Annotated in this window: 20 protein-coding genes and 1 other RNA gene; 1 reads left to right on the top strand and 20 read right to left on the bottom strand. The window is 52.7% G+C overall.

All coding sequences use genetic code 11. The features are described 5' to 3' along the window. Positions 1–37: 37 nt before the first annotated feature. The 20 genes from ftsZ to F7P81_RS13225 form a co-directional block, all read right to left on the bottom strand. On the bottom strand, positions 38–1,801 hold the full coding sequence (gene ftsZ, locus F7P81_RS13320; protein ID WP_075656143.1) for a cell division protein FtsZ: 1,764 nt from the start codon (positions 1,799–1,801) through the stop codon (positions 38–40). 237 nt (positions 1,802–2,038) lie between these two features. Further along, a complete protein-coding gene (gene ftsA / locus F7P81_RS13315) occupies positions 2,039–3,361 on the bottom strand; it encodes a cell division protein FtsA (protein WP_022711371.1) in 1,323 nt (440 codons plus the stop codon). Further along, positions 3,358–4,296, bottom strand: a complete 939-nt coding sequence (locus F7P81_RS13310; protein ID WP_370627075.1) for a cell division protein FtsQ/DivIB — start codon at positions 4,294–4,296, stop codon at positions 3,358–3,360. Before F7P81_RS13310 ends, ftsA begins: the two co-directional genes overlap by 4 nt. Next, positions 4,284–5,210: a D-alanine--D-alanine ligase gene (locus F7P81_RS13305; RefSeq protein WP_151159850.1), complete on the bottom strand. Its 927-nt coding sequence runs from the start codon at positions 5,208–5,210 to the stop codon at positions 4,284–4,286. The genes F7P81_RS13310 and F7P81_RS13305 overlap by 13 nt, the downstream gene beginning before the upstream one ends. Before the next feature lie 546 nt (positions 5,211–5,756). Then, positions 5,757–6,722: a UDP-N-acetylmuramate dehydrogenase gene (gene murB, locus F7P81_RS13300; RefSeq protein WP_151159848.1), complete on the bottom strand. Its 966-nt coding sequence runs from the start codon at positions 6,720–6,722 to the stop codon at positions 5,757–5,759. Between the two features lie 290 nt (positions 6,723–7,012). Further along, a complete protein-coding gene (gene murC / locus F7P81_RS13295) occupies positions 7,013–8,419 on the bottom strand; it encodes a UDP-N-acetylmuramate--L-alanine ligase (RefSeq protein WP_151159847.1) in 1,407 nt (468 codons plus the stop codon). Next, positions 8,416–9,543, bottom strand: coding sequence for an undecaprenyldiphospho-muramoylpentapeptide beta-N-acetylglucosaminyltransferase (murG, locus tag F7P81_RS13290; protein WP_151159846.1), 1,128 nt, complete (start codon positions 9,541–9,543; stop codon positions 8,416–8,418). Before murG ends, murC begins: the two co-directional genes overlap by 4 nt. A 75-nt stretch (positions 9,544–9,618) precedes the next feature. Then, positions 9,619–10,770 carry a putative lipid II flippase FtsW gene (ftsW, locus tag F7P81_RS13285; protein ID WP_022711365.1) on the bottom strand — a complete coding sequence of 384 codons (1,152 nt, stop codon included), beginning with the start codon at positions 10,768–10,770 and terminating at the stop codon, positions 9,619–9,621. Then, positions 10,770–12,179, bottom strand: a complete 1,410-nt coding sequence (gene murD, locus F7P81_RS13280; protein ID WP_151160017.1) for a UDP-N-acetylmuramoyl-L-alanine--D-glutamate ligase — start codon at positions 12,177–12,179, stop codon at positions 10,770–10,772. Before murD ends, ftsW begins: the two co-directional genes overlap by 1 nt. A gap of 92 nt (positions 12,180–12,271) precedes the next feature. Further along, complete coding sequence (gene mraY, locus F7P81_RS13275) at positions 12,272–13,354, bottom strand: phospho-N-acetylmuramoyl-pentapeptide-transferase (protein ID WP_022711362.1); 1,083 nt, start codon at positions 13,352–13,354, stop codon at positions 12,272–12,274. A gap of 149 nt (positions 13,355–13,503) precedes the next feature. Further along, positions 13,504–14,943 carry a UDP-N-acetylmuramoylalanyl-D-glutamyl-2,6-diaminopimelate--D-alanyl-D-alanine ligase gene (locus F7P81_RS13270; RefSeq protein WP_075656123.1) on the bottom strand — a complete coding sequence of 480 codons (1,440 nt, stop codon included), beginning with the start codon at positions 14,941–14,943 and terminating at the stop codon, positions 13,504–13,506. Next, positions 14,940–16,394: a UDP-N-acetylmuramoyl-L-alanyl-D-glutamate--2,6-diaminopimelate ligase gene (locus F7P81_RS13265; RefSeq protein WP_151159844.1), complete on the bottom strand. Its 1,455-nt coding sequence runs from the start codon at positions 16,392–16,394 to the stop codon at positions 14,940–14,942. Before F7P81_RS13265 ends, F7P81_RS13270 begins: the two co-directional genes overlap by 4 nt. Before the next feature lie 87 nt (positions 16,395–16,481). Continuing rightward, positions 16,482–18,296: a peptidoglycan D,D-transpeptidase FtsI family protein gene (locus F7P81_RS13260; protein ID WP_022711359.1), complete on the bottom strand. Its 1,815-nt coding sequence runs from the start codon at positions 18,294–18,296 to the stop codon at positions 16,482–16,484. Continuing rightward, positions 18,293–18,730 carry a cell division protein FtsL gene (gene ftsL, locus F7P81_RS13255; RefSeq protein ID WP_022711358.1) on the bottom strand — a complete coding sequence of 146 codons (438 nt, stop codon included), beginning with the start codon at positions 18,728–18,730 and terminating at the stop codon, positions 18,293–18,295. The genes F7P81_RS13260 and ftsL overlap by 4 nt, the downstream gene beginning before the upstream one ends. Further along, the gene (gene rsmH, locus F7P81_RS13250; protein ID WP_151160016.1) at positions 18,727–19,800 is read right to left on the bottom strand and encodes a 16S rRNA (cytosine(1402)-N(4))-methyltransferase RsmH; all 1,074 of its coding nucleotides are present in this window, start codon (positions 19,798–19,800) and stop codon (positions 18,727–18,729) included. Before rsmH ends, ftsL begins: the two co-directional genes overlap by 4 nt. A 415-nt stretch (positions 19,801–20,215) precedes the next feature. Continuing rightward, positions 20,216–20,628, bottom strand: an RNA gene (rnpB, locus tag F7P81_RS13245) — RNase P RNA component class A. A 214-nt stretch (positions 20,629–20,842) separates the two neighbouring features. Beyond that, positions 20,843–21,544: a lytic transglycosylase domain-containing protein gene (locus F7P81_RS13240; RefSeq protein ID WP_022711010.1), complete on the bottom strand. Its 702-nt coding sequence runs from the start codon at positions 21,542–21,544 to the stop codon at positions 20,843–20,845. Positions 21,545–21,787: 243 nt separating this feature from the next. After that, the gene (locus F7P81_RS13235; protein WP_151159843.1) at positions 21,788–22,618 is read right to left on the bottom strand and encodes an N-acetylmuramoyl-L-alanine amidase; all 831 of its coding nucleotides are present in this window, start codon (positions 22,616–22,618) and stop codon (positions 21,788–21,790) included. Further along, positions 22,608–23,345 carry a J domain-containing protein gene (locus tag F7P81_RS13230; protein WP_022711008.1) on the bottom strand — a complete coding sequence of 246 codons (738 nt, stop codon included), beginning with the start codon at positions 23,343–23,345 and terminating at the stop codon, positions 22,608–22,610. The genes F7P81_RS13235 and F7P81_RS13230 overlap by 11 nt, the downstream gene beginning before the upstream one ends. A gap of 185 nt (positions 23,346–23,530) precedes the next feature. Then, positions 23,531–23,956, bottom strand: a complete 426-nt coding sequence (locus F7P81_RS13225; RefSeq protein ID WP_151159841.1) for a hypothetical protein — start codon at positions 23,954–23,956, stop codon at positions 23,531–23,533. A gap of 316 nt (positions 23,957–24,272) precedes the next feature. Here F7P81_RS13225 and F7P81_RS13220 point away from each other — a divergent pair, with 316 nt between their 5' ends. Further along, a complete protein-coding gene (locus F7P81_RS13220; protein WP_151159840.1) occupies positions 24,273–25,100 on the top strand; it encodes a glycoside hydrolase family 25 protein in 828 nt (275 codons plus the stop codon). Positions 25,101–25,209: the final 109 nt, after the last annotated feature.

Raw genomic sequence — 25,209 nt, 5'->3', positions numbered from 1 at the left:
AACGCGGTGAAATTTAAGCAAAAGGTATTTTATCAGATCAGTTGGCCTGACGGCGAAGGAACGCCGGAATTTCAAGCTGATCATCTTCAGAAGCCATGCGCGGCTGTGCACGACCCTGACTGTCAAGCTGACCGTTGCGCGGTGCATAGATCGAGGCATCCTGCGACAGCGGACGACGCTGTTCAGGGGCACGAGCCTGCATCGGAGCGGCCGGCATTTCACGTTTCTGAGCCGGTTCCAGACGGGCAGTCGGCTGTTCGTCATCACGGCGGGACAGGCTGGCAGTCAGACGACGCAGCAGACCAAGCGGGCCGCGTTCTTCATGTGCCTGCTGTGCCGGCTGCGGAGCCGGTGCGCGACGAGCATTCATTTCCGCCTGAACAGCCGGAGGAAAGTCCGATACGCTTGGCATACGCGGAGCCTGACGCGGCTGCTGCGGAGCCAGAGCCGGATCCATGTGCTGCTGCGGCTGGAACTGCGGCTGAGGTGCCAGATTATGCGCTGGCTGCTGCATCTGCGGCTGAACCGGAGCCTGCATCTGCGGGCGCGGAGCGGCTGGCTGCTGACGCATTTCCATCATGTCTGGTGCAGGTGCCTGAAAAATACGGCTCTGCGGCTGGAAAGCAGCATCATTAGTGGCGGCTGGCGGCGCATAGGAGCGCTGCTCACCTTCACCCAGATGCAAGGACTGTTGAGCCGGAGCGGCATGTTCAACAGGTTTAGCCTGAGCAACAGGCTGCTGAACAGGAGCCTGAGCGGCTGGCTGCGGAGCTGGTTTAGCTACTGGTTTCGCTGGCTGGCGAAATTCCAGCGGCGCAGGCGCCGCGTCTCCGATCTGCTTATCGATTCCGGTAGCAACGACAGAAACACGGATCACACCTTCGAGACCTTCATCGAAGGTCGCGCCGAGAATGATCATAGCATCCTGATCGACTTCTTCACGGATACGGGTAGCAGCTTCGTCAACTTCAAAAAGTGTCATGTCACGGCCACCTGTGATCGAGATCAGCAGGCCGCGCGCACCGCGCATGGAGGTTTCATCCAGCAGCGGGTTCGCAATAGCGGCTTCAGCAGCGGCAATCGCACGACCGTCGCCGGAGGCTTCACCAGTGCCCATCATGGCCTTGCCCATTTCGCGCATAACCGAGCGAACGTCAGCAAAGTCAAGATTGATAAGACCTTCTTTAACCATCAGGTCGGTGATGCAGGCAACACCGGAATACAGCACCTGATCGGCCATCGCAAAAGCGTCGGCAAAAGTGGTTTTGTCATTGGCAATACGGAACAGGTTCTGGTTCGGAATGACGATCAGAGTATCGACATTCTTCTGCAGTTCTTCGATACCCATATCAGCCGTTTTCATACGGCGCTGGCCTTCGAAGTGGAAAGGTTTGGTGACAACACCAACGGTCAGAATACCTTTTTCGCGCGCTGCACGGGCAACAACCGGCGCGGCACCGGTACCTGTACCACCGCCCATACCGGCGGTTACAAAGCACATATGTGTGCCGTTCAGGTGATCGATGATTTCATCAATGCACTCTTCAGCGGCTGCGCGGCCGACTTCCGGCTGCGAACCTGCACCCAGACCTTCGGTCACAGCTGCACCGAGCTGAATAATACGTTCAGACTTGGACATAGTCAGAGCCTGGGCGTCGGTATTAGCCACAACAAAATTTACGCCACGCAAACCGGCGTTAATCATGTTGTTGACAGCGTTACCGCCACCCCCGCCCACACCGAAAACGGTGATGCGCGGCTTCAGCTCGGTGATATCCGGCTTTTGCAGATTGATTGTCATCAGTTTCGTTCCTTTTGCCTTTCACCGCTTCGCCGCCGCGGTGCCGTATTCTGATTTATTTTTTGTACGCATACCCCGGAAGGAACCGCGTTATCATTTTGAAATTATCCGGTCATTTACCATGATTTGGCAAAAAGCCCAGAGTGTAATCGGGTCAGAAATGAAAAATCTCAAACCCTTGTTTCAAAACTGCTTTCCTTCAATTTTACTCCTCAGGAAAGCTGCAGCACCTTCTTACTAAAAACTTGTTTTCAGCCATTGGCCGACCCGTGAAATACGTCCGCCGGAGCCGATAAGACGACCACCGGAGGCAGCACGAACAGACCGTTCTTCAATGCCTGCTACCTGCGGATAAATCAGCAGGCCTACTGTTGCCGAGAATGCCGAACCTTTTGCAGCTTCCGGCAATCCCGCAATTCCTAAAGGCCGCCCGATACGGACATTACGCGCCAGAATACGGCGGGCAACTTCCGGCATACCGGTCAGCTGGCTTGCGCCACCTGTCAGCACAACACGCTTACCGACAATATGGCCCAGCCCCGAAGCATTCAGCCGGTCACGAACCAGCTCCAGTGTTTCTTCAACACGGGCACGAATGATACGGGTGAGAACTGAACGCGGATACTGGTTCGGCACATCACGATCGTCATCGCCGATCGGCGGAACGCTGATAAGGTCACGGTCATCGGCAGCGCTTGGCAGCGCCGAGCCATACATAACCTTGAGCCGTTCAGCATCTTCCATACGGGTGGAGAACCCGCGTGCCACATCCATTGTTACATGCATACCGCCAATGGCAATGGCGTCAGCATGGATAAATTTGCCTTCCGAGAATACGGAAATCGTTGTGGTGCCGCCGCCCATATCAATACAGGCCGCGCCCATTTCCGCCTCATCATCCACCAGAGCCGCCAGACCGCTCGCATAAGGGGTGGCGACAATCGCTTCAACCGAGAGATGGCAGCGATTGATGCACAATTCGAGATTGCGCAAAGGTGCACTGTCTGCGGTCAGCACATGCATATCAACGCCGAGTGAATCGCCCAGCATTCCCATCGGATCGCGGATACCGCGTTCACTGTCGAGCGTGTAACCAATCGGCAGCGAGTGAACCAGATGACGCTCAGCCTGCAGCGCCTGTTTGGCACCGGCAGCAAGCACGCGACGAATATCGGTTTTCTCTACTTCATGGCCGCCCAGATCAATGCTCGCATTGAAGGTTTCGCTTTTCAGGCGACCGGAAGAAATATTGACGATCAGCGATTCAACGGTCAGACCGGCCATACGTTCAGCCGCATCAACAGCCAGACGGATCGACTGCTCGGCCGCATCCAGATCAATCACCACACCGGATTTAACGCCGCGGGATTTCTGATAGCCGATACCCAGCACATCCATACGATGCGTACGCCCCGGCAGAAACGCGCTTTCATCCCGCGGGCGCAGACGCGCAATCACACAGGAAACCTTGCTCGATCCGACATCAAGCACTGTCAGAAGCCGCGTACGGCGACCTGAAGAGGACGAACCGGAAGTGTTTTTTGCAGACCAGATACTCATACGCGCCTACCCGCTGCCGCTTTGGCAGCTTTTTCACGGTCTTTCAGCATTTTCTCACGGCTTTCCATGCCGGTCGGTGTGAGCTGTACTGTCACACGGTCATCCAGACGCATGTCGAGGCTGAGAATATCCCGACCAAGAATATTTTTAGTCCGCTGCAGGGTTTCAACCTCTGCCAGAGCACGCTTTACATCCTGCTCAGGCAACAAAACCCGCACACCATTATCAAACAACAAATCCCAGCGGCGGTCAGAAACCCGCGCATAGGCACGCACTTTGGCGGCCAGATCAGGATAGGCTGCAACTGTTTCAATAAAAGCCTTGCCGCGCTTCTGCGCACCTTCGCCCACCACCAGCGGCAGCGAGGCATAACGGGAACCGTTCAGCGGAACGATCGGCTTGCCTTCTTCATCCACCAGCAGCAAATCACGGCCGGACTGCCAGACTGCAAATGCCTTACGCTCCTGCAGGGAAACCACAACAGAACCCGGATAGACTTTGCGGATTTCAACACCGGCGACCCAAGGCAATGTTTCAATCGCCTGACGTGCCTCATCCGCATTGAAACCGATAAGAGATGTCTCTCCGTCCAGTCCGAGCTTTTCAAGAATATCAATTTCAGAGGTTTCATTATTACCGGCAACGCTCACCTTCTCGATTGCAAAACCGAAAGTTGATGCCGTTGCTTTCACAACCTCATGTGTATGGTTACCGATGACCATACCGTAAATACCGGTCGCACTCAGAAAACCGATCATGCCGAAAGTGCCCGCATAACGCGGAACATTAACCCCGCCGCCGAACAGGCGCGAGGCAATACGGAAAGGCTTGCGCAGAAAACGCGGAAGAACAAAAGCACCACCGTGCGAAAGTGATGTACGGGACATCATCGCATCACGATTACTTCTGTCAGATCTCGCCTTTATCGCATGCACGAGGCATCCTCCACCATCCAGCTCAACAACTCACCGAATGAATACCCTTCAGCCTTGGCAATATCCGGCACCAGAGAGGTCGGCGTCATGCCCGGCTGCGTATTCACTTCAAGCCAGATCAGCTCACCGTCACCGGAGCCGTTCTCATCAAAACGGAAATCGGAACGACTCACGCCGCGACATCCGATTGCCTGATGTGCCTGAAGTGCCATTATTTGTATTTTTTGGTAAATATTTGGTGAAATTTTCGCAGGACATTCATGCCGCGAGCCACCATCTGCATATTTTGAGTCATAATCGTAGAAGGAATGTGCCAGCGGAATGATCTCACACACACCAAGGGCACGATCCCCCATCACAGCGCAGGTTAATTCACGTCCGGCGACATAGCGCTCGACCATAACCTCATCGCCGTATTTCCATTCATCCGAACCGAGAATCTGCGGCGGAGCGCTCTGCCCTTCGCGCACGATCACCACACCAAAGCTGGAACCTTCACGCACCGGCTTCACCACATAAGGCGGCTGCATCGGATGCTGATTGCCAATATCAAAACGGTTCATCACGCGCGACGGTGCGACAGCCACGCCGGCAGCACCGGCAACAAGCTTGGCACGCCCCTTATCCATTGCCAGCGCCGAGGCCAGCACACCGGAATGCGTGTAAGGAATTTGCAGATATTCGAGAATACCCTGAATGGCACCGTCCTCACCAAAAGGACCGTGCAATGCGTTAAACGCAACATCAGGCTTCAATTCAGCAAGAACAGCAGCCACATCGCGGCCGACATCAACACGCGTCACACGATAGCCCTGCTCTTCAAGCGCTTTGGCGCAGGCAGCACCCGAGGAAAGACTGACCGGACGCTCCGATGAAAACCCGCCCATCAAGACAGCAACATGTTTACCTGTCATTTTAACCATGTCCCCTCTGCCAGCAACGCTGATACACATAAAACAAAACTCTAAGCCCGCCGGAGCTGAGCCGCATGTCGAACAGACACGCAAAACACATTAAAAATATTCCCTGGCACGCCGCACAATCAAAAAACTGAACCAAAATTCAGACAATCATACAGCGCTCCGGCGGAAGATTTCCGCAGAACCCCAAGGCAAAATTAACTTGCCGACCCAAATCACTAACGCTTGTTCACTATAAGAATCAGAGAGTTGATTCTATGGCAAGCCCTTACAAAAAATTACGACTGCAAGATCCGAATCAGATTCGGGTGAAACTACTGATTTATTATGGTTTTTTGATAATTAGTTTGTGCGGAAATTTATTTTAGCAAAATGCAAAGACAGGACTCTTGACAGGGGCAAATCACCCGCAAAACCGCGTAAATCGCCCCTCAAAAACAAATCACCGCTGCCCTCCCAAATCAGAGAAAACAGCGGTGACTTTACAGAACTTCAGCGGCCTTCCCTAAAACAGAACGACCACTGCAAAAGCGCAAAAGATTAATCGAGAAATTCGGTGACTTCGCGTCCTTCGAGGAACTGGCCGAGACGACGGATTTCCCAATGGAGATTAATACCGGAATTCGCACGCACTTTATTGCGCACAGTCTCGCCCAGCAGCTCCAGATCATAACCGGTGGCATTATCGCCATTAATCATGAAATTGCAGTGCATATTCGACATATGCGCACCGCCGACAGTGAAACCACGGCAACCGGCTTTATCGATCTCTTTCCACGAAGATGTGCCTTCAGGATTTTTGAAAGTTGAGCCGCCGGTCTTCTCGCGGATCGGCTGCACAGTCTCACGATGGTTCTGCACTTCATCCATGGCAGCGCGGATTGCAGCCGCTTCGCCGCGCGGTCCTTCAAACAGCGCACTGGTGAAAATCAGATCTTTCGGCGCGGAACAATGGCGATAGGCATAGCCCATATCCGCATTACTCAGAATGTGCAGATTGCCTTTACGGTCAAGCGCGCGCACTTCGACAACACGTTCACAGGTTTCAACACCATTGGCACCGGCATTCATACGCAATGCACCGCCGATACCGCCCGGAATACCGTGATAGAAATGGAAACCGGCAATTTCAGCTTCAAGCGCTGCCGCAGCCACACGCTTGTCAGGCGTGGCCGTACCGGCACGCAGACGCGTATCCGACACCCGCTCGACCTCACCAAAGCCTTTGGCAGACAAACGCACCACAAAGCCCGGAATACCGCCTTCACGCACCAGCAGGTTCGAGCCGATACCGACAGTCATCACCGGAATTTCTTCCGGCACATTTTTCAGGAATTCTGCCAGATCATCTTCATCCGCAGGCTGAAACAAAACTTCCGCAGGGCCACCGGCACGAAACCATGTGATCTTATCCATGCCGGAATTTGGCGTCAGACGTCCGCGAATACCGGACAAAGGTTTTTCAAGCTGCTTTAACAGCGCTTCACCATCAAGCTTTACAGCCATTTTCAACCATCTCTCTTAAATCGATCCGGACTTCAAATTTTCCGGATTATAAGCATCGCAACAATTCGGATAAGGTCAGGAGAAAGGCGGCAGGATCAAGGCATTATCCCTGATCCGTACCGGTATTTTTTTAAGTCCGCTACATTTCAGTGTCTGAATCAAAAAGCGGCAGACGCAAGCGAAAATGGTGATTTTAGAGCATCCGAACGGAGCGTACATATTGTACGTGAGTACGGAAGCGGAGAAAATTGCCATTTGCAGCCAAGTCGGGCGACTTTTGGATCAGACACTCAGGCAGCGCTTGTACCACCTAATTGCTTAGGCAATGCGTATGCCCATTGCGTGATATTACCGGCACCGAGGAACACGACAAAATCGCCTTCCTGTGCCAGTGCTTTAATCGCTTCAGGCAAATGCGCAGGGTCTTCCAGATAGCGTGCATCGCGGTGACCGGCAGTTTTGATCTTGCTGACCAAGGCTTCCGAGGTCACGCCCTCAATCGGATCTTCACCAGCGGTATAAACCGGCGCAATCATCACTGTATCCGCATCATTGAAGCAGGTGGAGAAATCGTCGAACAGGCTCGCCAGACGCGTAAAGCGGTGCGGCTGGGCAATCGCAATCACGCGCTTAGGCGCGGCTTCGCGGGCAGCTCTCAGCACAGCTTTGATTTCCACTGGATGATGGCCGTAATCGTCAAAGATTTCAACGCCGTTCCACGAACCGGTATGGGTAAAGCGACGCTTAACACCACCAAAGCCCGACAGACCTTTGCGGATATCATCAGCAGTCAGACCAAGCTCATGCGCCACAGCAATGGCTGCAGTCGCATTGGACACATTATGACGACCCGGCATCGGCAGACGCAAATCCTTGATCTCAACGACTTCGCCCTTGCGATCGCGGATTACGACATCAAACACCGAAACGGCACCATCCATGCGATGATTGGAGAAACGCACATCGGCCTGCGGATTTTCACCATAGGTAATCACGCGGCGGTCTTCGATACGGCTGACAAGCGCCTGAACTTCCGGATGATCAAGGCACATAACGCCGAAACCATAGAATGGCACATTCTCAACAAACTGGCGGAAAGCCGCGCGTACATTATCGAACGAGCCGTAATGGTCGAGATGCTCAGGATCAATATTGGTAATAACCGCAATATCAGCAGGCAGCTTCAGAAAAGTACCGTCGCTCTCGTCGGCCTCGACCACCATCCACTCACCCTCACCCATACGGGCATTGGTGCCATAGGCATTGATGATGCCGCCATTGATAACAGTCGGGTCAAGATGACCGGCTTCCAGAAGCGTTGCAACCATCGAGGTCGTGGTGGTTTTGCCATGGGTACCGCCGATGGCAATTGCCTGACGGAAGCGCATCAGCTCGGCCAGCATTTCCGCACGGCGCACGATTGGCAGCAGATTTTCCCGCGCTTCAACCAGCTCCGGATTATTCGGACGGATAGCAGTGGAGACAACAACCACATCAGCCTTGCCGATATTCTCGGCTTTATGACCGACAAAAACCTCAATGCCCTTGTCACGCAGACGCTGCACATTGGCGCTGTCAGCCTGATCTGAGCCCTGAACTTTATAGCCCAGATTATGCAGCACTTCCGCAATGCCGCTCATGCCAATGCCGCCGATCCCGATAAAATGAACCAGACCAATATTCAGAGGCATTTTCATACGCGTTTTCCTTGCTTATAATCAGAAACAGACAATCCTGCTGCAATAGCCTCGACAAGATCAGCAAGCAACCGTGTTGCATCAGGACGACCTGAACTTTTTGCCCGCGCTGCCATATCTGCCAGTCTTTGCGGCTCATTCAGCGCTGCAATCAGGATTTTTGCCAGTTTTTCCGGCTTCAGTTCTGCCTGACGGATAACCTCACCGCCACCGGCTTTTGCCAGCGCCTCGGCATTGGCGGCCTGATCGTGGTCAAGGGCAAACGGAAACGGCACCAGCAGGCTCGGACGGCCAATTGCTGCAATTTCAGAAACGGTAGAAGCACCGGAACGGGAGAGAACGAAATGCGCCTGCGCCATCATCTCCGGCAGATTACCGAAGAATGGTGCGACCTGTGCTTTAACGCCCAGCTTTTCATAGGCTTTACGGCAAATCACTTCATCTTCAGGGCGTGCCTGCTGAGTGACAAACAGTCTTTCACGCTCGTCAATCTCAAGCAGAGCAATCGCGGCAGGCACCACGGTAGAAAAATATTGCGCGCCCTGACTGCCGCCAAAAACCAGCAAGCGGAAAACATCCGGTTCTACCGAAGGCTTATAAGCAACATTGGTCTGCGCCATAACGCTCGGGCGCACCGGATTGCCTGTCTGCACCGTTTTAGCCGCATGAGTGCCGCTCTCTGCCGACAGGAAACCACCGGCAATCGCTGTCACGCGGGCAGACAGACCTTTATTGGCACGTCCCATCACCGCATTCTGCTCATGGATAATGGTCGGAATATTCATGCGCGATGCCGCATAGAGCGGCGGCAGGGTCGGATAGCCACCGAAACCAACAACCAGTTTTGGGTTCAGACGGCGGAAAAGCTTGCGGCAATCGAGATTGCCCTGCCACAAGCTGTAAAATGTCTTCGCCAGTGCAATCGGATTTTTACCGGCAATGGTTGCGGAACGCACGACATGGACATGATTTTCATCAAAACCGGAAACAAAACGCTGTGCACGTTTGTCGGTTACCAGATGCACATCATAACCGTCTTTTGTCAGCTCATGCGCGAGCGCCTCAGCAGGAAACAAATGCCCGCCGGTACCACCCGCTGCCAAAACGATAACACCTTTTGTCATCATCATCCGTTCTGTATTTTTTTAACAGGCAGTCCCGAACAATCATCGCCGGAACTGCGCAATTCGTCTTATAATTTAAAGCACAGGAATACGTTCGCCCGCACCTTTCAGCGAAGCAGACATACGGCGCTCAGGATTTTGACGTGTCAGCGCCAGCAGAAAACCCATCGTAATTGCAATCGCCACCAGCGATGAACCGCCATAGGAAATAAACGGCAGTGTCATCCCTTTGGCAGGCATCAAATGCAGGTTCACAGCCATATTGATGATCGACTGGAAGCCGAACAAAATCACAATACCGGAAATGGCCAGACGCGAGAAAGCATCACGCTCTCTCATGGCAACAACAAGCCCGCGAATAACGATAAAGGCGAATAGCAGCATAATCAGAATACACAGGATAATGCCGTATTCTTCCGCAGCCACCGAGAAAATAAAGTCCGTATGGCTGTCAGGGATAATACGTTTGATCGTCCCTTCACCCGGCCCCTGCCCGAACCAGCCGCCGCTGATAATCGCTTCGCGGCCGGTATCAACCTGAAACGTGTCACCTTCACCGGTCATAAAGCGGTCAATACGACCCGCCACATGGGGAAGGAATGTATAGGCACCCAAGCCCAGCACAACCGCACCGCCGCCAAAGACGACAATCCACATCCATGACATGCCCGCCAGAAAGAACATAGCGCCCCAGCTCACGGCTGTCAGCGTGGTTTGCCCGAAATCCGGCTGTGCCATCAGCAGTGTTGCAACCAGACCGAACAGGATAAGCGCCATAAAACTGCCCGGCATATCGCCGCTGCGCTCCTGTTCGGAGAACAACCATGCACAAATCACCACAAAAGCCGGTTTCATAAACTCGGACGGCTGGATGGAAACTCCGGCCAGAGAGACCCAGCGCCGCGCACCTTTGACTTCAATCCCGAAAAACAGGGCTGCAACCATCAGCAACAGAGAAATACCAAGCAGAGCCAATGCAAAACGGCGCACCAGACGCGGGCTGAGAAATGACGTACCAATCATAGCGATCAGCGCAGGGATCATGAAAAAGATCTGGCGCTCAACAAAGTGAAAACTGTCCAGACCAATACGCTCTGCCACCGCAGGACTGGCGGCATAGGACAGCAAAATGCCAAGTCCCATCAGTGCCAGACAGGCAGCCAGAAAATAACGGTCAATCGTCCACCACCAATTGGCGACAGGGCCTCTGTCTACGCGGCTAACCATCAGTCTGCCCTCCCGATCGGTGCAAATCCCTGCAGCGTCATAACTTTATCGCGGAATGCTGCGCCGCGCTTTTCAAAATTCGGAAACTGGTCAAAGCTGGCACAGGCCGGCGACAACAGCACAACCGGCTCATCAGCCACATCCTGCGCCGCATCCAAGGCTGCATGATCAATCGCGGCATCCAGCGTATGGCTGATTTCAAACGGCACATCATTGCCCAGAGTAGCCGCAAATTGCGCTGCCGCTTCACCGATCAGATAGGCTTTGGTAATGCGCGGGAAGAAGATGCGCAGGCTTTCAATACCACCGCTTTTCGGCAGACCGCCCGCAATCCAGTAAAGTTGCGGGAAAGACGACAGCGCGGGCGCAGTTGCTTCCGCATTGGTGGCTTTTGAATCATTGATAAACAGGGTTTTACCCTGATGGCCGACCTGCTCCATACGATGAGCAAGCCCCGGAAAACTACGCAGACCGGCGCGGATTTCGTCAAGGCTCAGACCAACAGTCAGGCAGGCAATGATTGCTGCCAAAGCATTTTGTGCATTATGTGCGCCGCGCAGAGAACCGATGCCCTCCAGCGACAACAGCAATTCGGTCTTGCCATTCTGTGCACGACAAATCTGCGCGCCCTGCGCATAATAACCGTCCTGCAAAACCTGATCTTTGGAGAAACGGATCAGCTTCTTGCCAGCTTTTTCCAGCCGGTCAGCAATGGCAACACAATAAGTATCATCAATGGCGACAATCGCCGTATCACTGCCTGCAACCAGACGTTCTTTAATGGCGGCATAATTTTCCATCGTACCGTGACGGTCGAGGTGATCGGGCGTCAGGTTCAGTAAAATACCCGCTGTCGGATTGAGTGAAGGTGCCAGATCAATCTGATAGGACGAACACTCAACCACATAATTACGGCCATCTGCCGGTGCTTCAAGCGACAGCACAGCAGTACCGATATTGCCGCCGAGTTGCATATCACGGCCTGAGGCTTTGATAATATGGGCAATCAACGCAGTTGTAGTGGATTTGCCATTGGTGCCGGTAATGGCGACAAATGGCACATCATCGCCTGCAGCCAGCACTGCATTACGCTCACGACAAAACAGTTCGACATCACCGATAACCGGCACCTGCGCCTGATGTGCCAGTTCCGCGCTCCAATGCGGCTGCGGATGGGTCAGCGGCACACCGGGAGAGAGGATAAATGCACTGAAGCCCGACCAGTCTGCTTCGCGCAAATTCTGTGTGAGAATGCCTTCCGCTACCGCACGGGTAACACTGTCTGGATTATCATCCCATGCCACAACCTTCACGCCACCGGCGATCATAGCTTTAGCTGTTGCAATACCGGAACCGCCAAGGCCAAACAGCGCAACGGCTTTATCTTTGAGGGTCAGTGTCGGGATCATAATCAGGCCGCCAGTCGACAATAATATTCAATATATAATTTAATCCGAATGGTTAACAAAACCATTCGGATTACGTGTGTTTTACAATTTATTTAACGCAGTTTCAGCGTTGAAAGACCGATCATCGCCAGAATAATCGCGATGATCCAGAAGCGGATAACCACCTGACTCTCAGTCCAGCCTTTTTTCTCAAAATGGTGATGGATAGGTGCCATCAGAAACACACGCTTGCCGGTCAGTTTGAACCAGCCAACCTGAATAATCACCGACAGTGCTTCCATAACGAACAGGCCGCCGATGATTGCCAGCACGATTTCGTGCTTGGTCGCAACCGCAACCGCACCCAGCATACCGCCCAGCGCAAGCGAACCGGTATCACCCATAAAGATCGCGGCAGGCGGAGCGTTGAACCAGAGGAAACCCAGACCGGCACCAATAACCGCGCCGAGAATAACCGCCAGCTCACCAGTGCCCGGCACAAAATGGATTTGCAGGTAATCAGCAAAAATCGCGTTACCTGACAGATAAGCGATAAATCCGAAAGAAGCCGCGGCAACCATCACCGGCACAATCGCCAGCCCATCAAGACCATCGGTAAAGTTGACCGCATTACCGGAACCAACCATGACAAAAGCGGCAAAAGGAATGAAGAACCAGCTCAGATCCAGCAACATGCCTTTCAGGAACGGGAATGTCAGCGAGGACGAAAACGGCTCCTGACCGGTGCGCATGATGACATAGGCAGCAATTGCAGCAATGATGAACTCAAGCCCGAGACGCGCCTTGCCGGAAAAACCTTTATCCGACTGTTTTGTCACTTTCAGATAGTCATCGTAGAAACCGATAGCACCGAAGCTGATTGTTACCAGCAGCACAACCCAGACATAAACGCTTTTGAGATTGCCCCAGAGCATGACCGAAGCCAATGTTCCGAACAGGATCATCAATCCGCCCATGGTCGGCGTACCGGCTTTTTTGAAGTGAGTCTGCGGGCCGTCAGCACGGATCGGCTGACCGCGCCCCTGCCGGACGCGCAAACTGTCAATAATGCGTGGCCCAAGTAAGAAGACCAGCAAAGCTGATGTAATCAGTGCACCGCCGGTGCGGAAAGTAATATAGCGGAATACGTTGAAAAACGATAGATGATCCGCAGCATTGGCTAATAACATCAGCATCGGGTGAATGCCCTTCAGGTCGGTATCGGCACTTTAACACATCGCATTACACAAGAAATGCAGTGCTTAGTTCCTGTTATTCTTTAGCAGCCAGCTATGACTGTATATGGAAAATCCGGTTTTATACTTTGCGCATAAAACCGGCCTGTTTATTCTGCGGCCTCAGAGACGGCATATTTTTTCAGCAACGCATTGACGATTTTCACAAAGCCGATCGACTTTGACGATTTAATCATCACCACATCTCCGGGACGCACTGCTTTGACTACAAGTGGAAGCAGTTCGTCAACGCTTTCCCGATACTCAACCTGAATTTCTGCAGGCATTGCGGATTTCAGGGCACTCATATGCGCGCCGCCGATGAAAAGCATATTCACATGCGCATCCACAATCGGGCGTGCCAGATCACCATGCAGCTTGGAAGATTGCTTGCCCAGTTCCAGCATATCGCCAAGCACTGCAATGCGCCGTCCCTTCTCGATCCCCTCGCCTTGCGGCTCTGTAGTCTCAAGCAGTGATAGTGCAGCGCGCATGGATGCCGGATTGGCATTATAGCTCTCATCAATCAGCGTGAATGTGCCGTCACCATGGCGTAGACGATATTGCGCACCGCGTCCGGCTTCAGCCTGCAGACTTGCCAGCGCCAGCACAACTTTCGTCATATCCGCGCCAACCAGATGTGCAGCGCCCATCACCGCCAGCATATTCTGTACGATATGCCGGCCGGGAGCACTGATCTTCACAGCCGCTTCCTGACCGCCGAGCGAAACCGTGATGCAGGAGCAATCCGTCTTCATCACCAGATCACGCAGCTTGTAGGTTGAACGGGCATTTTCACCGAATGTGGTGATGTGCTCAATACCGGCAGCTGTTGCCAGCGCTTCCAGCTGTTTGAAGCGTTTGTCATCGCGGTTCAGCAGTGCATAACCACCGGGCAGCACGCCTTCGAAAATCTCCGCTTTGGCAACAGCAATTTCTTCGAGATTAGCAAAATGCCCCAGATGCGCAGGCGCAATCAGCGTAATGACAGCCACATGCGGCTGAACCATTTTCACCAGCGGGCGAATTTCATCATGATGGTTCATGCCGATTTCAAAGACACCATAATCGGTATCTTCCGGCATACGTGCCAAAGTCAGCGGCACACCCCAGTGATTATTGAATGAAGCGGCGGAAGCATGAACCTTGCCGCAATCAGACAGAACATGGCGCAGAGCTTCTTTGGTGGTGGTTTTACCCACAGAGCCGGTAACAGCAATGATCTGCGCTTTGGAGCGTGCGCGGGAAGCAATGCCAAGACGGGTCAGTGCGGCCAGCACATCATCCACCACAATCATCGGCACCTGTAATTTACCCAGAGCAGGCAAACGCGCTTCGGTCACAACCAGCAGGCCTGCACCGGCAGCCATAGCAGCGGTTGCAAAATCATGCCCGTCAAACACATCACCTTTAATCGCGAAAAAGGCTTCACCCTTCCGCAGCGTGCGGGAATCGATTGAAATACCGGTAATACCTTCAGGAAGGTGGCCGACCGGCCGCCCTTCCATCGCTTTTACCATGTCAGACGATTTCCAAAGCAAATCACTCATTTAAAACGCGCCTCAAGCGAGCGGGCAACTTCTGCATGATCGGAGAATGGCAGCGTCACATCATTGATGGTCTGCCCTTCTTCATGCCCCTTGCCCGCAATAATAACTGTATCGCCTGCCTGTGCGAGCAGCACGGCATGGCGGATAGCTTCATGACGGTCACCGATTTCCAGTGCATCCGGTGCCGCAGCCAGAATTTCTGAGCGGATAGTAGCCGGTACTTCCGAACGCGGATTATCGTCGGTGACAATCACCACATCGGCCAGACGGGTGGCGATTTCTCCCATGATCGGACGCTTGCCCTTGTCGCGGTCACCGCCGCAGCCAAATACTACGATCACACGGCCGGTGGTAAACGGGCGAACTGAAGTCAGCACATTTTCCAGCGCGTCTGGCTTATGGGCATAGTCCACATAGACAGGCACGCCGTCTTCAGTCGAACCGACCAGATCCAGACGACCCGGCGCACCTTTCAGACGCTCCAATGCACGGAAAGCCGCATCCGCAGGCACACCGGAGACAATTGCCAGACCGGCAGCAACCAGCGCATTCGCCACCTGAAAATCACCCGCCAGCGGCAAAGCAAATTCGTAAATCTTACCGGCATGGCTCAGCTCAACATGCTGGCGATGGCGCTCGTGCTCCACGCGTTTCAGCGTAATGAAATCACCTTTACGGCCAACGGTTTTCACATCAGAACCGGCAGCAACAGCGGCTGCAATCGCCTGCGGTGAAAAGACATCATCAGCAAAAATAATCGCGGGAGCACCTTTTGGCAGCAGCGTATCAAACAGGCGCATTTTTGCGCCAAGATAATCTTCAACCGTCGGATGATAATCCATATGATCGCGGCCGAGATTGGTGAAAGCTGCGGCTGTCAGTTTCACACCGTCCAGACGGCGCTGATCCAGTCCATGCGATGAGGCTTCCATACAGGCATGGGTCACACCTTCATCCGCCAGCTCTGCGAGAAGTTTCTGCAGCTCCACCGGATCCGGTGTTGTCAGCGAGCCATATTCATTCCGTGTCGGGGAGAAAACGCCGGTCGTACCAATGCTTGCTGCCGCAAAACCTGCATAGGCCCAAATCTGCTGGGTGAAGGAAGCAACGGAGGTTTTGCCGCTGGTACCGGTAACAGCAGTCATAATCTGCGGTTGTTTACCATAGAATTTTGCAGCAGCCATTGCCAGCGCATGGCGCGGGTCTTTGCTGCGCAGCACCGGCACAGTGATGCCCTCGGCATTCATGTCTTCATCGGCCAGAATTGCAACTGCACCGCGTTTGACAGCATCAGCAGCATAGGCCGAACCGTCATTTTTCACGCCTTTCAGAGCCGCAAACAAGCTGCCCTTCTGTACCTTACGGGAATCGGAACTCAATCCGGAAATCTCAGTCTGCACGACTGAGTCCGTCATATCATTTACATAGGCTGCGATATCTTGAAGTTTCATGCCATTCAGATCCCGATTTTGAATTCATTTCATGTGACATAATAAGTGCTCAAGGCATTATTACGTCACATTGATCCCCTGCTCAGATCAGTCATTCTCATAAGCTGCCAGAATTGGTGCATTATCCTGCGCAAAATCAGGCGACACCCCTAGAAATGATGCTGACCGGCGGATGATATTTGCAACCATTGGGGCAGCATTGAGTCCGGCGGTCGCAGAAAGTTTGCCTTCCTCCGGTTTTGGTTCATCGATAATGGTCAGAACCACATAGGTCGGGTCATCCATCGGGAATGCAGCAAGAAACGCATTAAAACGGACATCTTTGGAATAACGGCCGTTAATAACCTTTTCCGCTGTACCGGTTTTACCGCCAACGCGATAGCCCTTTACCTCAGCACGACGACCGGAACCGATCTCGGAATTGAGACGATAGAGATAACGCATATCATCGCTGGTTTTAGGCTTCAGAACCTGTGTGGCAACAGCATTGGCCTCGTCTTGTGTGCGTGGCAGGAATGTCGGCGGAATGAGCTTGCCGCCATTGACCAGCGCCGCAGCAGCAACGGCCGTCTGCAAAGGCGTGGTCATCATACCGTGACCATAGGAAATGGTAATGGAGTGTACCTTCTTCCACACGCGCGGCTCAACAGGACGTGCCACTTCCGGCAATTCGGTCTGCATACGATCCAGCAAACCGACGCGCTTCAGAAACTCGCGATGGCCTTCAATACCAATCGCGTCAACTTCTTTACCCGAACCGATATTGGAGGAATAAATAAACACTTCTGCCAGTGTCAGCCAACGGGCTTTACCGTGGAAGTCGCGGATGGTCTGACGACCAATCGTGATCGGTCGGGTCGCATCAAACTTGCTTTCCAGATTGAACTTACCGGAATCCAGAGCCATCGCTGTGGTGAAGCTCTTGATCGTCGAGCCCATTTCATAAGTACCGGCAGACATCCGGTTCAGACGGTCTTTCTCCAGCGCATTATACGGATTATTCGGATCAAAATCCGGCACCGAAGCCATAGCAACCACTTCACCGGTCTTGGCATTCAGCACCACAGCACCGGCAGCAATCGCACGATATTTTTCAACAGCGCGCACCAGTTCGTCGCGCATAATATGCTGCACACGCAGATCAATCGACAGGCGGAACGGCTCGAGATTATCCGGCTGGGCAAGGCCTGCCATACGCAGATCGCTTAAGCCCTGACTGTCGATATATTTTTCCATACCGGCAATACCCTGATTGTCGATATTGACCAGACCGACAATATGAGAAGCCGTAGGCCCGCCCGGATAGAAACGGGATTTCTCTGTGCGGAAACCGATACCCGGCACACCCAGCGCCATGATCTGGCTTTGCTGACGCGGTGTCAGACCGCGCTGAATCCACACAAAGCCCGCACCGCTTTTCAGACGGCGATAGGTGCTTTCCCAGTCAAGATTCGGCAGAACCGTTGCCAGCAATTCCAGAGTTTCGTCCGGATCGGCAATTTTTTTCGGCTCGGCATAGAGCGAAGCGGTTTTGATATCCGTCGCCAGAACTTCGCCATTGCGGTCAAGAATATCCGGCCGTGCTGCAAGCGTGCTGGCCGCACCGGCGCGATAACCTTCATTATCGCCACCCTGCATACCGTAATAAACGAGACGGCCGCCAATCACCGCATAAATACCGACAAAGCAGGAAATCGCCATAATCAGACGATTACGCGCACGGTTTCCGTGTTTTTTGCGGTTTCCGGCAAAGGCAACACTGTCATTGAGCGGAGACGTGGCAATGCCGCGCTCACTCTCGAGCGCGGCACTGTCAAATTCAGGTGCCTGTCCCAGAACCGGAGCATCATCTGATGAGGACTTTTTATTTTTACGCCGGAACCAGCTGCTTTTTCCGCTCATGGCCGCACTCCCGGAACCACAACACGCATCGGTGCCGCATTTGAAACCGCACCCGCCGGTGCAGTTTGCGCAACACTGCCTGTGCTCATCGTATCAACAGATGCAATCAGATCGGCGCTGCCGCCGATCAGCTTTTCAATATCATCAGCCTGTTTCATCGGAATATCATCGAACAAACCGATCTGCGTCACATCAACCGGCTGCAGTTTCAGCTGTGACTGATAAATATCAGACAAACGCTGCAAACGGTTCGGCTGGGTCATCAGGCTCCAGTCGGCTTTCAGCAGATTGATCGTGTCTTTTTCAAAGGCGATCTGGCGCTGAATTTTCTTGATCTCAACCACCTGCTTTTCAGCATCATGTTTGATCTTATAGGTCACGGTTGCCGCTACCAGCATGACTGCGATCAATATAATATCTATAGTTCGCATCATGATGATTTCCTCTTCGCATTATCAGTTTCTGGCAGAACAGGCAGGGTTGGCAGGCCGAAAATACTGTAATCCGCTTTAAGCGGCGGATATTCTGTGCGGATACCGGCACGCAGCTTGGCCGAACGCGCGCGCGGATTGCGCTCCGCCTCCTCCTCGCTGGCACCCACCGCGCCTTTGACTGCAGGCGCGAAGCTGCCGTGACGCATATGCGCCTCCGGCAAATGGCGCGAGCCGCCGCCGCCGCCCGCACGGTCTGCAAAGAAACGCTTCACAATACGGTCTTCCAGCGAGTGGAATGTCACAACAACCAGACGACCGCCCGGTTTCAGCGAGCGTTCTGCAGCAATCAATGCACGCGCCAGTTCACCCAGCTCGTCATTCACATAAATACGCAGCGCCTGAAAAACACGGGTCGCCGGATGAATACGGTCTTTCGGATGACGCCCGACCAGCATCTCAATCGCATTAGCGAGATCACGGGTGCGGTTGAAAGGTTCGCTCTCGCGGCGTTTTTCGATCATGCGCGCAATGCGTCCGGCATGACGTTCCTCACTGAGAAAATTAAAGATGCGTGCCAGATCACCCATTTTATACTGGTTAACCACATCAGCAGCACTCAGGCCCTGCGAGGACATGCGCATATCCAGCGGCCCGTCTTTCTGGAAAGAAAAACCGCGATCGGCCTCGTCAATCTGCATAGAGGAAACGCCGATATCCAGCACAACACCATCAGGCTGCACATCGCTCAGCACATCTTCCATCTGGGAAAAGCGTGCCTGCACCAGACGCAAACGTCCTTGATATTCTGCAACCACCGCCTGTCCGGCAGCAATTGCATTCGGGTCGCGGTCAATGGCCAAAACTTCGGCACCGGTTTTGAGAATTCGTTTTGTGTAGCCGCCGGCACCGAAAGTGCCGTCCACATAGAGTTTACCGGCTTCAGGCTGCAAAGCACTGACAACCTCTTCCAGCATAACCGGAATATGGCGGGAATAATCTTCATGCTCTGATGCGCCCGCCTGTGTATCAGCGTGCGGTGTCAGTTTGTCTGCCTGCGCTTCCGGAACCATAATTTCCTTCGGTCCTGTCATTGTTTTGCTTTCTTCAGCGGACCCAGCGTGAGAACGGCAGATCCTTGCCCGCCAACGGTTAAACCGCGGCTGCAGATTTCAGCATTTTGCATACCGGCCAATACCGGATGCAGCACAAAATGTCTGGAAACTGAACAAAGTCTGGACGCAACAAACTGCATTAAGAAATACCACCGGGGTAAGGTAGGCGTCAACGCAGGCGCAAAAACTGCTCCGAACGTTGCCATATTATCGATTTTTGCGACTGCGCAGCCGGCCGGACACGCAATACGCCGTGAATAAATTTATCCAATATTAATATTAAGGAAGGGTTATTATACGGGCACAGTTATGATTTATCAGCGGTTAAAATGGCGCTTTGTGCAGCATCTTATGCCGAAATAATTTAAACAGAATTGTCAGCCGGTCTGTAAGCCGGGTTCTGTATGGCCGGACTGTTTCCAGCCCGACGCGGCAGCCATTCATCTGGGACGGATGTCGCCACCCGCCTCTTGCAACCCACCCGGACGGCTATCCGGAAACTGATTACCAGACCGAAGCCTGATGCGCCGTCCCTATTCGGTCTTGCTCCCGATGGGGTTTACCGTGCCACTCCCGTTACCGGCAGCGCGGTGGGCTCTTACCCCACCCTTTCACCCTTACCTGCCCGATGCCCTTACGGGCGATGGCAGGCGGTCTGCTCTCTGTTGCACTTTCCCTGAGGTCACCCTCGCCGGGCGTTACCCGGCATCGTGTTTCCATGGAGCCCGGACTTTCCTCACTTGCCACCTTTCGGTATTGAACAAGCGCGGCTGCCCGACCGGCTGACATGCGTCTATAGGCTTGATCTGTCATAAAACGCAATAAAAAAGCTGGGCTCCGGCGACGGAAACCCAGCTTTTGTATAAAATCTCAGCCCTGCTGTGTAAGGGCTGTTTAGATTTAGGTTATGGCGTACAAAACATCCCGCCAGAGCCTGAATATAAACAGGCATAGAGCATTTGCAGTTAACTGACCTCAGTTAACGGTCGCAATTGTGCTCTTAGAATGAACGCATGAAGTCTTTAACTTTGCTGCAATATTTTGCAGATGTCGGGTTCATACGCTTGGCGCCGTGACCGGCATTATATTTCAGAATTGTGCCGCAGGTTGAACCACCACCGAGCTTCTGTGCCTGTGCAAGATATTTCATGCCATATTGCACATTGGTTGCCGGATCATAGAGACCTTTTGCCGAACCGGTATAACCCAGACCGCGTGCAGTACCGAGCTTGATCTGCATCAGGCCGATTTCACCGGCGCTGCCGCGAACATGTGCCTGATAATTGCTTTCATTGCGCACAACCGCATGAGCCAGTGCCAGCGGCACGCCATAGGAAGATGCATAACGGGCAATGATGCCGGAATAAGGCTTGCCTGACTTGTCTGTCTGCGCCTGCTTGGTTTCTGCTTTGCCGCTGATCTGATTATTCAGATCAATGCGGGTGCGAGCGGAACGACGCTCAATAACCGGCATTTTGGCAGTACCGGAAGCCTGTTTCTGATAGGCAGTACGGCTGGTATCAGCCTTGTTTTTAGTCGCTTCATTCTTCTTTGTTGCAGTCTTTTCTGAAGCTTCTTTTTTTGCTTTCAGGATGTCTACAAGATTTGTTTTTTCAAGTACCGGTGCACTCATGGCTGGTGTCAGACCGAACGAAACCACCGCCCCGCTGAGAGCGCATAAAAATCCAATTTTTTTAATCATAAACCTTAACCGTTGGAACTGTTGCATAATCCGTCGAAAGGGTTTGCAAGGCATGCAAAACCAGCTTTCAACGCCCTTCCTTTTGGGAAACAGTCCGCCCCATCACCAGACTTGCTCAAGGAAATTGAGGTTGTATCTGACGGGGAAATGCAGCCGAAGATTGTCGGGGCAAGTCACAGATTGCAAAAACCTGTAACATTAGCGGACTATTTCTTGCTGCCAACAATAAGGTCTTTTGAAAAATCAGCTGGTTACGGTTTCACGCAAATTCGTCGAAATAAGCCTGTGCAGTGTCTCAATTGTCGAGATATCCGCCACACCATCAATCTGAATCGGGCGAAAATGGCGCTGAAATGCACTTAGCACCACTTTGGTCCGTTCGTTAAACTCGCCATTGATGGTGATATCATAGCCATACATTGCCAGCATGGACTGCAAAGCCTCAACCGGTTGCCCCTGATCGCCCATGGCAAAAAACCGTCCGCCGCGGATCGGTGCCGGTTCAACCCAATGACCGATGCCTGCTTTAAACAGGGTCTCCCACGGAAAATTCTCGCCCGGATCAATCTTGCGTTCCGGAGCAATATCCGAATGGGCAAGCACATTCTCCGGCGCAATATTATAGCGTTCGCAAATCGAGCGGCAGAGAGAGATCACCGAGGAAATCTGCGCATCTGGAAAAGGCGGAAAATTCTCCAGCACACCCGGATTGACAATCTCGATACCGATAGAAGCAGAATTGATATCCCGCTCCCCTTTCCAGCAGCTCTGGCCTGCATGCCATGCGCGTTCGCTTTCCGCGACCATCTGCACAACCTGACCATCTTCATGCACGAGATAATGTGCCGAGACTTCACGTTCAGGACATTTGAGAATATCCAGAGCCTCCTGCGCAGTCGCAAGCCCCGTATAATGCAGGATCAGAAAACGCGGTTCTTTACCGTCTTTACGCGGGCCGAAATTGGCAGATGCATCAATAACAGCGCCCTCATAGTCAGCTTTGCTCAGCAAGGCGCGCGGGACGGCCTGATTATTCTGTGCCAAACCGGCTTCCGGTGTTGAATTATCCTGCATAGTCATGCTGACCCAATTGTTTCTCAAGTGTCGCCCAGGCCGCATTGATTGCAGCCAGACGGTGATTGGCTATTTTCTGAAATTCATAGGGCATACCGCGGGCAATCACCAGATCCGGATGGTTCTGACGCACAAGTTTGCGGTAATGCTGCTTGGCCTCTGTAAATCCTACGCCGCGCGTCAAACCCAGAACAGCATAGGGATCGGAAGGGCCGAGATTGACGTGCCTTCCGGCGATCAGCAAAAACTCGTCTTCTTCAATACCGAAAATTTCCGCCACACGCCGCAGGAACTGCATTTCCTTATCATGCACATAGCCATCGGCTTTGGCGATATAGAACAAACCATCGAGAACATCGGAAAGCGCACCGCAAGGCTCTTCCGCGCCGTTTTGCTGGGAAGAGCGGCACAGCGAAGCAATCTGACGGGCATAGCTCTCAAAACCGGCCACATCCTGCTTGGCAAGATTATACAGTCTTGAGACGTGATCCGCCTCTTTTTCCGGTACTTCAAAAATATCCTGAAAAGCCCGCACTTCATGCTGCGAGACAATGCCGTCAGCTTTGGCCATTTTGGCAGACAGCGCGATCATGGCGATGGAAAAAGCAACACGGCGGCGCGTTTCCGCATCGCCCTCAAAATAGGTACGGACGGCTTCAATCACTCCGGAAAACGCACTGTAAGCCGTCTGCGTTAAAAAATCAGCGATACTGGACCAAATCGACATAAGCTTATGTAATTCAAAACAACTCTGATGAAAACCATCAAGCGCAAAGAGTTGAATGAAATTCAGCTGACATTGCTGACAGTCAGTACCGGAGCGCTAAGGACATTGCACAGAAAGAGATGGAGACAGCATAAAGAGAAAGCATTTCCGGCAATGCAAACGAAAGCCGGAATGCTCTTATAATTTTACATGGATTTTGCAGATGACTGTTCCGCACGCATCTGACTTTCCATGCGCACACGCACGAAGTCTTCTGCAGTTTTTTTAGCTGCCGCCGCCTGATCTGCAGTCTGACCGACACTCAGAGCGGTTTTCTCTGCATCATCACCTGCTTTTTGCACCGCAACTCTCACATCTTCTTCTGTGAGTGGTTTCTTCAGCTCCGGCAAAAGCACAGCAGGGCCTGCAACACTGTTCTGTGCAGCCTTGGCGTCAATTTCAGCCAGTTCCTGATCGGCCTTTGACTGCAATTCCTGCTCCGAATGAGCAATAACGGCTGCAACACTGTCAGGTTGTTTTTGTGCAGTCTTGTCATGCGTCAAAAATCCGCCGGAAAAGACCAGACCGGTCAGCACACCGACAGCAAGGATAAAAGCCAGCAGACGATACATTTGACCTCCTCAACCGCCTTCAGCAAGGCGGCTTACAATCTCTCGTTAATGCCGGAAATATTTAATTGTTCCGCTTTTTATTCCGGCAATTCTGACAGTATCCCCGTCAAACCTGTATAAGTTATGACCCAACTAATCAAAAAATATTTATAAATCAAACAGTTTGGCACAAGACATTGACCGGCTGAGACAAAATGCGTCCGCCTGCATCCCGCTGTTGGCAGGAATTATCCTTATTCCTCTAAAGGAAAAATTTAACCTTTTGCAGTAAGAAAGCATTCATGATTTCCCTGTGATTGTTGTGAGATGATACCCGATGAAGCCAGCAGCACTTGCCGTTCTCAGCCTTGTGCTGAGTGCATGTACATCTGTGGATTATGATTTTTCAGATGTAAAACCGTCGGCAGGTTCTGTCTCCGGCACAGGGATTGCTCTTCCTTCTTCCAGTGCCAAGGCGCCGCGCTTCTATGATCGCAAGCCCCATGACTATACCGGTAAAACCCCGTGGCATTATCCGGTCCATGGTACGGATGTCTCCAAATATCAGGACAAAGTTGACTGGCAGCAGGTGCGCAACAGCGGCATTTCTTTTGTCTTTATCAAAGCGACAGAAGGCGGCGACCGCGTTGATGACCGCTTTGCGGAACATTGGGCAGGTTCACGTGCAGCCGGTATTCCGCGCAGTGCCTATCATTTCTATTATTTCTGTCGCAGTGCAGCCGATCAGGCACGCTGGTATATCCGCAATGTACCGAAAGACCCGAACGCCTTGCCACCGGTTCTGGATATGGAATGGAACCCGCTGTCACCATCCTGTAAACTTCGTCCTGATCCGGCTGTTGTGCGCAAGGAAATGCGCACATTCCTGACCATGATCGAGCGTCATTACGGCAAGAAGCCGGTCATCTATACAACGGTTGATTTCTTCGATGACAATGACCTGCGCAGTTTCCGCGATTATCCGTTCTGGCTGCGCTCTACGGCCGGTCATCCGGATGAAAAATACGGCCCTCACCCGTGGGTCTTCTGGCAATATACCGGAACAGGTACAATTCCCGGCATCAAGGGTGATGCTGATATTAACGTATTCGCGGGCAATCATGCCCAGTGGAGAAAGTGGCTGGAAAGCAACAAAGTCAGATAAAATCGCCTTTACTGCGTGAATCTGACTTTACCATCTTCTTTTTCACAAAATGTTTATGCAGGACATAATTCAGAAAACTTGAACGCTCTGGTCAAAACCGGCCCGATCA

Origin of the sequence: Pseudochrobactrum saccharolyticum (assembly GCF_008801715.1) — a bacterium.
Lineage (GTDB): Bacteria > Pseudomonadota > Alphaproteobacteria > Rhizobiales > Rhizobiaceae > Pseudochrobactrum > Pseudochrobactrum saccharolyticum.
Note: the sequence above shows the minus strand (reverse complement) of the source record. Positions and strands in the feature narration are given on the sequence as shown.